Consider the following 10970-nt stretch of genomic DNA (forward strand, 5'->3'; position numbering starts at 1 on the left):
CGGGCTGCCCTCAGAGCGCGCTGCGGGTCGCCGTCACCTCGGCGGCGGCCCGGGCCAGCGCCTCGGGCCCCGGGTGCGCGGCCAGCAGGTCCGCCGTGACCACCCGCAACTGATCGGGCAGGGCCAGGTCGTTGTCGAGCCGGGGCACCACCCGACGGGGCTCCCCCTCGGCGTCGGCGGCCAGGTTGGCGACCTCCTGCACCAGGCGGTGCACCAGGTCGGCGCGGGACACGTTGCCGGCGGTCGCGACCGCCGCCCACCGGGGCTGCTGCCAGTGCGCGATCTGACGGACCAGCAACTGCACGGCCTTGTCCAACTCCGCTGCGCTCATCGCCGCCGAGTCTACGGCCGACACCGGCCGCGTCCGGGTCGGGCCGGTCAGCGGCGCAGGTAACTGAGCAGCCGCAGCAACTGCCAGTAGAGGAAGACCAACCCGGTGAGCAGGCCGAACGCGCTCAGCCACGCGTACCGGCGGGCTCGGCCGTCCCGCACCGAACGCTCGACGAGGTCGAAGTCGAGAATGAAGCTGAACGCCCCGGCGATGATGGCCACCACCGAGAAGGCGTACGGCAGCCAGCCGACCTGCCCGCTGACGCTGTAGACCGCCAGGCCCGACCGCCCGGTGATCAGGTATGACACCAGGTTGACCACGCTGAGCACGGCGATGCCGAGCAGGGTGCCGATCACCAGGCGGGCCAGGCGGGGCGTCGCCCGGATCACCCGGGCCCGGTAGAGCGCCGCCATGCCGAGGAAGACGCCGAAGGTACCCGCCACCGCCTGCACCACAATGCCCGGATAGACCTGCTCGAAGGTGCGGCTCGCCACCCCCAGCAGCAGCCCCTGGAGGATGGCGTAGCCGACGATCGGCACCGGGTTGGTGATCCCCCGCAACGAGATGACCAGGACCAGCGCGATCGAGGCGAGCGCGCTGCCGGCCAGGGCTGCGCCCAGCCACACCGCGTCGGGGATCACCGCCCAGGACACCGCCGCGGCCGCGCCGGTCACCAGCAGCAACCCGACGGTACGGACCACCACGTCGTCGACGGTCATCGGCTCGACGTCACGGGCGCCGAGCACCCGGGCCTCCACCCGGCCGGTTGCGTCCAGCCGGTTGAGCACCGGGTTGTTGCTGCGCACCGCCGCCTCCTTAGCCCGCGTACCCCCCGAAGTCACTCTGCCCCGGGCGGACCGGCGGCGGCGGGCAAACGGCGCGGACGACGGCGCCCGCCCTCACCGGAGTGGGGACGGGCGCCGGTCGGCAGTGCGGACGAGGTCAGTCGTCGCCCTGGAAGTAGCTCAGCAGGCGCAGGATCTCGATGTAGAGCCAGACCAGGCTGACCAGGATGCCGAACGCGGCCACCCAGGAGTAGCGCTGGGGCAGGCCCATCCGGACGCCGTCCTCGATCTCCTTGAAGCTGAGCACGAAGCTCAGCGAGGCGACCACGATGCAGACCAGGCTGAAGCCGATGGCGAGCGGGCTGCCGTCGCGCAGGCCGGTGTTGACGCCGAACAGCGCCAGCACCAGGTTGATCATCATGACCGCGAAGAGGCCGACCATCACGGCGATCATGCCCTTGACGAAGGCCGGGGTGGCCCGGATGACCTTCGCCCGGTAGAGCATCGCCATCAGGAAGAAGATGCCGAAGCTGGCTGCGGCGGCCTGGAGCACGATGCCGTCGTAGGCCGTCTCGAACGCCTTGCTGACCATGCCGACGAAAACACCCTCGACGACCGCGTACGCGATCACGAGCGCCGGGTTGGCCATCCGGGAGAACGAAATGATCAAGCCGAGCACCAGGCCGACGACCGCCGCGCCGATCCAGGCGGTACCGACCAGCGCGTCGGGAACGAGCACCCAGGCGGCCGCGGCGGTGATGCCGAGAATGCCGAGCAGAGCGACCGTCTTGACGACCACGTCGTCGACGGTCATCGGCGCCACAGTGGGTGGCGCGGCCGGGTAGTCGGCCTGGGACGGGTACTGCTGGGGAATGCCGGGCTGTCCGTACGGCCCGGCCGGGGCGTACCCGGCGGAGCGCTCCCGCTCGGCCGCTTGGCCGAGCCGGGCGAGCACCGGGTTCGAGGTCTTCACTGTCTGGCCTCCCTCAGGGGGTCGTTTGCACGTGAACGTGCCCTCCAAGAGTAAACGGCAGAGCCAAGTCCTGGAGATCACGAATGAGAATGTGTGAGTCGACCGGTGCCCGGGGCGGGGGTCGAACCCGCACGCCTTTCGGCAGCCGCTTTTAAGGCGGCCGTGTCTGCCTTTCCACCACCCGGGCGAGTGGCACCGGCGCGCCGACACGCCTGGTGCAGTGTCACCGTAGCCGGTCTACGGCGACCCGGCGTACCCCGCCGGCCTGGCCACATTAGGGTCGATGCCGTGAGCAGCGCAGCCCCCACGGCCCCCGACGCCGCCCCTGAGCAGGCATTCCGCCTCGCCGATCGGGCCAACCGCCAACCCCGGGCCACCCGGCTGCTGGCCGCCGTCCGCCGCCACCGGGCGGATCTGCCGGCCGCTCTGCTCTTCGCGGCGCTGGCCGGCTGGCTCACCCACGGGCTGTGGCCCGACCCGAGCGGGCGCATCCTGGCGCTCAACCCGGCGGACCAGACCCTCTACGAGTGGTTCCTGGCGGTGGACGCCCGCGCGCTGCTCGGCGACTTCGACCTGCTCACCGACCGGCTCAACGCTCCCGACGGTGTGAACCTGATGGCCAACACCACTGTGATCGCCCTCGGCGTCCTCTTCGCGCCGGTCACCCTGCTGCTGGGCGCGCCGGTCACCTTCGCACTGCTCGCCGCCGGCAACCTCGCCGGCACCGCACTCGCCTGGTACCTGCTGTTCCACCGGACGCTGCGCGTCCGCCGGCTGGCCGCCGCACTCGGCGGCGGGCTGTGCGGATTCGGACCCGGCATGGTGTCGCAGACCAACAGCCACCTGCACATGACCGCCCAGTGGCTGGTGCCGGTGATCGTCTGGCTGGTGGTCCGGCTGCTGCGGGCGGCCGACCCGGGGCCCGGCACCCCCGACGAAGCCGGCCGTACCCGGACCACCGGGCCGGACCGTCGGCGACTGTTCACCTCTGCCGCGGGGCTGGCCGGCGCGGTCAGCGCCCAGGTCTTCATCGGCGAGGAGGTGCTGTTCCTCGCCGCGATCACGCTGCTGGCGATGGCGATCAGCTACGCCGTGGCGGACCGGGACCTGGCCCGCCGGGCGCTTCCCGGGTTCGCCGGCGGGTTGGCGATCGCCGCCGGGCTCGCCCTGCTGGTGCTCGGCTATCCGCTGTGGTTCCAGTTCGCCGGGCCGCAGGGAGTCGCCGACGGGATGTTCACCCCTGCCTACTTCTCCGCCGACCTGAGCAGCTGGTGGGCGCTCTCCCCACTGTCGGTTGCCGGCAGCGACGAGTCCGCCCGGCTGACCACCGGGCCCGCCGAGTACAACACGTTCCTCGGCTGGCCACTGCTGCTGGTCGCCGCGGTCTGCGCGATCTGGGCCGGGCGGCGCCGGCTGGTCTTCGCCTGCGTCGTGGCGGGCCTGGTGATGGGGGCGCTCTCGCTCGGCCCGGAGGTGGTGCTCGGCGGCACCAGGACGGCGGTTCCCGGCCCGTACGCCCTGATCGGAGGGCTGCCGGTGGTGGACGGGGCGTTGCCGATGCGGTTCGCGCTGGCGTTGCTGCCGATCGTCGCCACGCTGCTGGTGCTCGCGGTCGACCGGGCCCAGCGCAGCTCCGGCCGGGCGCGGCGGCTGGTGCCGCTGGCCGTCGGCGCGGCGCTGCTGCCGATCTTCCCGACCCCCCTGCCGACCGCAGGGCGACCCGCAGTGCCGGAATTCATCACCGGCGGCCACTGGCGGCAGTGCGTACCGCCGGGCGGGGTGCTGGTCCCGGTGCCACTGCCCACTCCGAAGGAGCCCTGGCCGATGCGCTGGGCGACCGCCGCCGACGCGGGTTTCGGGCTGCCGGAAGGCTTTTTCATCGGCCCGTACGGGAGAGGCGGTGCCGCGGCGATGGGCACCTTCAAGCAGCCCACCTCCGCGCTACTGGCGGATGTCGCCCGCCGCGGTGACCAACCGGCCATCGGTGACGAGCAGCGCCGCCAGGCCGTCCGCGACGCGGAATTCTGGGGCGCCTCCTGCGTGGCGCTCACCGACGAAACCCCTCACGCGGACGCTCTGCGAGCAACCCTGGAGCAGCTCTACGGCCCGCCCACCCGCATCGCCGACGCCTGGACGTGGCGGGTCTAGACCAGCCAGAACCCCGCCGATCTTGCACTTTCTGTCCGGACAGGACGCACCAGAAGGCGCATCACGGCATCCGGAAGTGCAAGATCGACGGGGTTGGCGTCTGTCTCTGGTCAGACGCGGGGTGCGCCGACCGGCTGGGAGGCCTCGACGAACTCCTCGCGCGGGTCGTGCAGCTGGCCCAGGGCGACCACCTCGCGCTTGAGGAAGAACGCCAACGACCAGTCCACCACCACGCGGACCTTCCGGTTGAACGACGGAATCCGGCTCATGTGGTACGTCCGGTGCATCACCCAGGCCGGCCAACCGGTCATCTTGATGCCGTACACCTGGGCCACGCCCTTGTGCAGGCCGAGGCTCGCCACACTGCCGACGTGCTTGTGCTTGTAGTTCACCGGCTCGCGACCCCGGATCACGGCCGCGATGTTGTCGGCCATCCGGGCGGCCTGGCGCACCGCGTGCTGAGCGCTCGGCGAGCAGAAGTTCCCCGGCTCCTTGGTCAGGTCCGGCACGGCGGCGCAGTCCCCGGCGCTCCAGGCGCCCTCGAGCACCTGGTCACCGTCGACCACCTGGAGCGTGGGCAGGCAGGTGATCCGTCGACGGTCGTCGCGCGGGAAGTCGGTCGAGTCCAGCATCGGCGACGGCTTCACACCGGCGGTCCAGACGATCGTGTCGGAACGGAAGCTGTCACCGTCGGAGAGCTTCACCACCCCGTCGACGCAGGACTCCAGGCGGGTGTCCAGCCGGATGTCCATGTTGCGCTTCATCAACTGCTGCACGGTGTACGCACCCATGTCCCGGTCGACCTCGGGCAGCACCCGCTGGGTGGCCTCGACCAGGACCCAACGGACCTCGTCCTGCTTGAGCTCCGGGTAGTACCGCAGGGCGTCGCGAGCCATGTCCTCCATCTCGGCGAGCGCCTCGATGCCGGCGTACCCACCGCCGACGAAGGTGAAGGTCAGCGCCGAACGGCGGACGTCCGGATCCGGCGTGGCGGCCGCCACGTCGAGCCGATCCAGCACGTGGTTGCGCAGGTAGATCGCCTCGCCGATGGTCTTGAACCCAATGCCCTGTTCGTGCAGACCAGGGATCGGCAGGGTGCGGGAGACCGAACCCGGGGCCACGATCACGTGGTCGTAGGTGATCTCCCGGGCCGGGCCGCTGATCGGCTGGACGGTGGCCACCTTGCGGTCGTGCTCGATCCGCGTGACCGTGCCGGCCACCATCTTGCACCGGCGCAACTCCCGTCGCAGCGGCACCACGGAGTGCCGCGGGGAGATGTTGCCCGCCGCCGCCTCCGGCAGGAACGGCTGATAGGTCATGTGGGGTTGGGGGTCAACCACCATGACCTCAGCCTCACGGGAGCTGAGCTTCTTCGACAGGCGCAGCGCCGCGTACAGACCGACGTGCCCTGCACCAACCACAAGGATCCGCTTCGGATTCACGTTGTCTATCTTTCCCCGGCCGGCTCAGGTAATCCCGCTCGCGGCCCCCATCTGTGACGGAGCACAACCCATGTGACCTGCGTAACCCTCGGATCGCAGTGGTCACCGACGTCGCAGGAGCCAGCCCAGCAACAATGCCGTCCCCACCGCCACCAGCAGCCCCAGCACTGTCACCCACTGGTATCCGGCACCCCCGCCCGTCCCCGTCGCCTGCAACAACAGCACGCCGAGGACTGCGGAACCCAACAGCACGGCCGACGACCGCACCAACCACCGGGTGATCAATTCGGGGTCCACCATCGCGTCATAGGGCAACAACGCGGCCAGCGCGCAGAGGGTGTGACCCAGGTAGAGCAGGGCCGCGACGGCGAGCAGCCGCCAGAGGGCGACCGGACGGCCGTACCCGTCGGTGGCGAGCAACCAACCGCACACCGTGACCAACGCCGTGAAGGTCGTCCAGACCTTGCGCGGCCCGAAAGCGGGCAACAGGGCGGCCACCGCCAGGAAGAAGATCGACCGGCCGGAAAGCACCTCCGCGGGGAACGCCAGAGCGAACCCGGCAAACACGATGACGAAGATCCCCACCCGGACCAGCAGCGGGGCCACGCTGACGCGAGCGACGGCGTACTGCGCCGCCCGAACCCGCTCCACCAGAGCGCTCACCGCACCCGCCTTCCGTTCGCGGCCGCGGGGCTCGCAAGCTCACTCCTCGCGCTCACCGGCCACCCACCCTTGGGGCCGTCGCCAACCGGGCCACGTCCCGCAACACCTGGTCCAGGCTGCCGGCACCGGCCCAGCGCACCACCGGTACGCCATGCTCCCGGAGCTGCCCGATCATGGTCTCCCGGTCCAGGCGCCACAGCCGGTACGCCACCTCGGCCCAACCCCGGTCCTTCGGCGACGCCAGGTCGGTCGGCAACGTGTCGACCGCCACCACGAACCGCCCACCACGGGCCAACCGGGCGAGCATCTGCGCCGACCGTTCGTCAAGCAGCGGGGTGAGCACCACCACCAACGCGTCCGACGAGAGCAACTGCGGGCCGAAGACCTGGTCGTACGGTTCGTGTGCGGACGCGTGGACCCGGACGTCGAGCAACCACTCCAGGACGGTCAGGTACTGCCGCCGCCCGGCGGCCGGCCGGAGCCGGCGGGCGGCCGGCCCGTACTCCAGCAGCGAGACCCGGTCACCACGGTGCAGATAGTGCTCGGCGATCGCGGCGGTGGCCCGGACTGTGGTGTCCAACACCGAGGCGGCACCGTCAGCCCCACCGGAGCGGCCCGCCTCGGCGAGCACGTCGAGCAGCACCACCACCTCCGCGTCCCGGTCGGAGAGAGTGGCGGCCACGTGCAGCTGCCGGGCCCGCAACGAGACCCGCCAGTCGACCCGGCGCAGCCGGTCACCGGGAGCGAAGACGCGTACGCCGGCTAGTTCGCCGCCCTCTCCAGGTCGGCGAGAGTGGTGCGCCCCGACCAGGCCGGCGGCGCGGGGCATCGCCTCGACCGCCTCGAACGGCTCGGTACGGGGGTACACCCGCACCCGCACCGGCTCGGTGATCACCGCCCGGGAGACCAGCAGACCCCCGGCCGCGGCGACCCGGGCACCGGCGGGGCCGACCGGGTGCCGGCCCCAGCGCAGGGCCTTGCCGGCCAGCTCCAGGTCCACCGCCGCGCCACTCGGCACCGACGTCACGAACGGTCGGTCCGCGACGGATCGTCGCCTGCCGTCGCCCGTCGCCGTCGCACCGGTTCCCGGGATGGCGCTCGGCTCCCCGTCGTCGGCGGCCTCGTCGCGGGCGAAGCCGGCCCGGTCGATCCGCAGCCACTGCGACACGCGGGTACGCGTCACCACCAGGTCGTAGTCGACAGTGTCCGGGTTGCCGACGCTCACCGCCGCAGCCACGTCACCGCCCTCGACCAGCGGCCCACCGTCACCCTGGCTGATCCACACCTGAGGCAGCGCAGTGGGTCGTCGACGCAGCGCGTACGCGGTGCCCAACGCGAACGGGGCGGCGAGCACGATGAGGTCCACCCGGCCCAGCAGCACCCCGGCCACCAGCAGCAGACCGGCGAGCAGCACCGCGCGGCCGAGCGCCGGGGTGGGCGCCCAGCCGGCGGCCGGTTCCGCCTCGGTGGCCGTCGGCACTGTCGGTCCGGTCATCAGTGCCGGGGCCCGCCGGCCGCGTAGCTGGGCAGCGCGCCACTGGCCGGGGCGGGAGTCGCCTCCAGCACCTCGCCCACCACGAACGCCGGGTCGACCCGGCGCAACCACATCTCTGGGCGCAGGGTGATCCGGTGGGCCAGGGCGGGGGCCGCCACCGACTTGACGTCCTCCGGCACCACGTAGTCCCGTCCGCCGAACACCGCGCGGACCCGGGCCAGCAGCAGCAGCGCCAGCGAACCGCGAGGTGAGGCGCCGACCAGCACCGACGGGTGCTCCCGGGTGGCAGCGGTGAGCGACACGATGTAGCGGCCGATGGAGTCCTCCACGACCACGTCCTCCAGGGCGGCCTGCATGGCCCGCAGCGTCGCCGCGTCGACCACCGCCTTGATGTCCGCCTCCTCCCGGCGACGACTCATCCGACGGCGCAGCACCTCCCACTCCTCTTCGTGCTGCGGGTAACCGAAGGAGACCCGCAGCAGGAACCGGTCCAGCTGCGCCTCCGGCAGCGGGTAGGTGCCCTCGTACTCGATGGGGTTGGCGGTGGCCAGCACGTGGAACGGCTCGTCGAGCTTGTAGGTCACACCCTCGACCGACACCTGCTTCTCCTGCATCGCCTCCAGCAGCGCGGACTGGGTCTTCGGCGGCGTCCGGTTGATCTCGTCGGCGAGGAGCAGGTTGGTGAAGACCGGGCCGGCCCGGAAGGTGAAGTCACCGTTGCGCTGGTCGTACAGGAAGGAGCCGGTGACGTCGGCGGGGAGCAGGTCGGGAGTGAACTGCAACCGACGGAAGTCCAACCCGAGGGCCTGGGCGAACGAGCGGGCGGTGAGTGTCTTACCGAGCCCTGGCAGGTCCTCCAGGAGCACGTGCCCGCCCGCGAGGATGCCGGCGAGGACCAGCTCCAACGCGTCCCGCTTGCCGACCACGACGGTGCCGACCGCGTCCAGGACCGCCCGAGCCAGGTGCCCGACCTCGGCGGGGGCAATGCTCCGGTCCACGTCGTTCATCAGATGCTCTCCAGTTCGGCGACGATCACCGCGAGATCGCGCGGCGACGGGGTGCGGCGAGGCGGGGTCTCCAGGAACGTCCACAGGCGGTCACCCAGCAGGACGCGGGCGCGGGCGGGATCCGACTCACGGGTGACGCCGTGTTTCAGCCGCATCCGCTCGTCGGCCAGTTCACCGATCCGGGGCAGGACCACCTCGGTGAAACGTTCGGTTCGGTTCGAGGACCAGTCCAGGGGCCGTTCCCACTGGTTGATGGCGCCACGCAGCGCGTCCCGGGCGTCCCAGTTGTAGCTGCCGTCCTCCTCGCCCGCGCCGGCCCGGCGAGCCGGCGGCGGCGGAGGTGGCGGCGCGAGCAGGGCGGTGACCCGGCGGACCGTCAGCACGGCGAGCACCCCGGCGATCAGTACGGGAAGCGAGACCTGGAGGCCCACCGCGCGGAGGCCGACCAGCAGGACCGCGACCAACGCGGCGGCCCACGCGAGCGAGCGCAGCACCGGACGCCAACGGGACGGGCGCGCCTGCGGACCCGCCGGCGCGGCCTCCTCCTCGAACGCGAGCAGATCGTCGATGCTGGTGCTGCTCATGAGGTCACCGCCGCGGTGAGCTCTCCGCGCAGCCGACCGAGCGCGGCGCGGGCCTGGTCCCGGGTGCGTTCGCCGACCGGGTGGGTGGCGTAGCGGGCCTCCCGGTAGACGTGCGCGAACTCGGCCAGCACGTCGGTACTGGCGATGGCCGGCACGCCCGCCGCCAGGTCACCCTGCAACAGTCGGCTGACCAGGTCGGTGGGGGTGTCCCCGGCGAGCCTCGGTACACCGGCCGCGGCGGCTGTCTCCTCCAGGCGCACCCAGCAGGCGATCACCGCCACCCGGGGGTCGGTGTCCCGGTCGTCGAGCTCCACCAGGCCGGCGTCGAGGGCGGCGACCACCTCGCGGGCGGTGCCCTCGGCGGTACGGCGGGCCCGCTGCGCGGGTAGTGCCCGGGTGGTGCGGCGCAGCGCTCCCCGGATCAGGACCCAGCTGAGGTAGCCGAGCGCGGCGAGGATGGCCAGACCGAGCAGGACCACAGCCACGGTGCCGACCCATTGCGGGATGTGCGCCTGGGTGGCCTCTCCGGCGTCGCGGGGCTCGATCGGGATGGACGGCGACGGCTCGACGGTCGGGTACTCGGGAACCCACGGCACGTTGTCCGCGGCCGGCGGGATGCGACTGGCCCCGATCGACGAGTGGGCGGACGCCAGCGCGGCACCGGCGAGCAGGGCCGCGACCGCGCCGACCGGCCACCACCGGCGCAGCAGGCCGAGCACCGGCCGCAGCACGCCCGGCTCGGCGGACGGTACCGGTGTGGGCGGGCGTGTTCCGTCTGTCATCGCCACCACCCCACGCGTCGCCTCAGTCCACTCCGGCCAGCTGTTTGGCCTGGCCGAAGACATCGTCCAACATCTCTGGTTTCAACCGCCCGGTGAAGGTGTTCTGCTGACTGACGTGGTAGCAGCCGAGCAAGTCCGGGGCGTTCGTGCCGGACCAGTGTGCCCCATGACCGAACGCCGGGCGCGGGCTGGGCGGGCGCTGCCCGTACACCGCACGGAGCACCGGCCACCACGCGGCCCAGGCGAACGCGCCCAGCGCGACCACGACCCGCAGCGTGGGCCGGATCATCGTGACCTCGCGGTGCAGCCAGGGTGCGCAGGTGTCCCGTTCCAGCGGGGTCGGCTTGTTGTCCGGAGGCGCACACCGGACAGCCGAGAAGATCCGCAGGTCGCGCACCGTGAGCCCGTCGTCGGCGGCGACGCTGGTCGGCTGGTTGGCCAGCCCGGCCCGGTGCAGCGCGGCGAACAGCACGTCACCCGAGCGGTCACCGGTGAAGATCCGGCCGGTGCGGTTGCCACCGTGCGCGGCGGGCGCCAACCCGAGGATGGCGATCCGGGCGTCACCGGTGCCGAAGCCCGGCACCGGCCGACCCCAGTACTCCTGGTCACGGAAGGCGGCCCGGCGGGTACGGGCGACCTCCTCCCGCCACTGCACCAGCCGCGGGCTCGACGAGGCCACCAGCTCGGTGGACACCCGTACCGAGGTGCTGCTGCAACGGGCGATGGCCGCGCTGCGCTCGGACCGGACCAGCTTCGTCAT

Annotated in this window: 11 protein-coding genes and 1 tRNA gene; 1 reads left to right on the plus strand and 11 read right to left on the minus strand. The window is 72.1% G+C overall.

Features of this window, described 5'->3' with window-relative positions:
- Positions 1–10: 10 nt before the first annotated feature.
- The 4 genes from ABZ749_RS04120 to ABZ749_RS04135 all read right to left on the minus strand — a co-directional run bounded on the left by ABZ749_RS04120 (position 11) and on the right by ABZ749_RS04135 (position 2276).
- Positions 11–331 carry a hypothetical protein gene (locus ABZ749_RS04120; RefSeq protein ID WP_355005640.1) on the minus strand — a complete coding sequence of 107 codons (321 nt, stop codon included), beginning with the start codon at positions 329–331 and terminating at the stop codon, positions 11–13.
- A 47-nt stretch (positions 332–378) separates the two neighbouring features.
- Positions 379–1137 carry a Bax inhibitor-1/YccA family protein gene (locus tag ABZ749_RS04125; RefSeq protein WP_357222537.1) on the minus strand — a complete coding sequence of 253 codons (759 nt, stop codon included), beginning with the start codon at positions 1135–1137 and terminating at the stop codon, positions 379–381.
- 136 nt (positions 1138–1273) lie between these two features.
- Positions 1274–2089: a Bax inhibitor-1/YccA family protein gene (locus tag ABZ749_RS04130; protein ID WP_238679755.1), complete on the minus strand. Its 816-nt coding sequence runs from the start codon at positions 2087–2089 to the stop codon at positions 1274–1276.
- A 106-nt stretch (positions 2090–2195) separates the two neighbouring features.
- Positions 2196–2276, minus strand: a tRNA-Leu gene (locus tag ABZ749_RS04135).
- A gap of 101 nt (positions 2277–2377) precedes the next feature.
- Between ABZ749_RS04135 and ABZ749_RS04140 the strand changes: the two genes are divergently transcribed.
- Positions 2378–4237 carry a hypothetical protein gene (locus tag ABZ749_RS04140; protein WP_357222539.1) on the plus strand — a complete coding sequence of 620 codons (1860 nt, stop codon included), beginning with the start codon at positions 2378–2380 and terminating at the stop codon, positions 4235–4237.
- A 110-nt stretch (positions 4238–4347) separates the two neighbouring features.
- Here the strand turns inward: ABZ749_RS04140 and ABZ749_RS04145 are convergent, their stop codons facing one another.
- The 7 genes from ABZ749_RS04145 to ABZ749_RS04175 all read right to left on the minus strand — a co-directional run bounded on the left by ABZ749_RS04145 (position 4348) and on the right by ABZ749_RS04175 (position 10970).
- Positions 4348–5679: an NAD(P)/FAD-dependent oxidoreductase gene (locus tag ABZ749_RS04145; RefSeq protein WP_145787284.1), complete on the minus strand. Its 1332-nt coding sequence runs from the start codon at positions 5677–5679 to the stop codon at positions 4348–4350.
- 102 nt (positions 5680–5781) lie between these two features.
- Positions 5782–6342 (minus strand): hypothetical protein, encoded by a 561-nt coding sequence (locus ABZ749_RS04150; RefSeq protein ID WP_357222542.1) that lies wholly within the window; start codon positions 6340–6342, stop codon positions 5782–5784.
- Positions 6343–6394: 52 nt separating this feature from the next.
- On the minus strand, positions 6395–7837 hold the full coding sequence (locus ABZ749_RS04155; RefSeq protein ID WP_357222544.1) for a DUF58 domain-containing protein: 1443 nt from the start codon (positions 7835–7837) through the stop codon (positions 6395–6397).
- Entirely contained in the window at positions 7837–8844 is a 1008-nt protein-coding gene (locus ABZ749_RS04160; RefSeq protein ID WP_091394243.1) for a MoxR family ATPase, read from the minus strand. Before ABZ749_RS04160 ends, ABZ749_RS04155 begins: the two co-directional genes overlap by 1 nt.
- Complete coding sequence (locus tag ABZ749_RS04165; RefSeq protein ID WP_357222546.1) at positions 8844–9428, minus strand: hypothetical protein; 585 nt, start codon at positions 9426–9428, stop codon at positions 8844–8846. The genes ABZ749_RS04160 and ABZ749_RS04165 overlap by 1 nt, the downstream gene beginning before the upstream one ends.
- Entirely contained in the window at positions 9425–10210 is a 786-nt protein-coding gene (locus tag ABZ749_RS04170) for a DUF4129 domain-containing protein (protein WP_357222548.1), read from the minus strand. The genes ABZ749_RS04165 and ABZ749_RS04170 overlap by 4 nt, the downstream gene beginning before the upstream one ends.
- A gap of 22 nt (positions 10211–10232) precedes the next feature.
- The gene (locus ABZ749_RS04175; protein WP_357222550.1) at positions 10233–10970 is read right to left on the minus strand and encodes a uracil-DNA glycosylase; all 738 of its coding nucleotides are present in this window, start codon (positions 10968–10970) and stop codon (positions 10233–10235) included.

The sequence above is a fragment of the Micromonospora sp. NPDC047753 genome, from assembly GCF_040642735.1.
In the GTDB taxonomy this organism is placed as follows: Bacteria; Actinomycetota; Actinomycetes; order Mycobacteriales; family Micromonosporaceae; genus Micromonospora.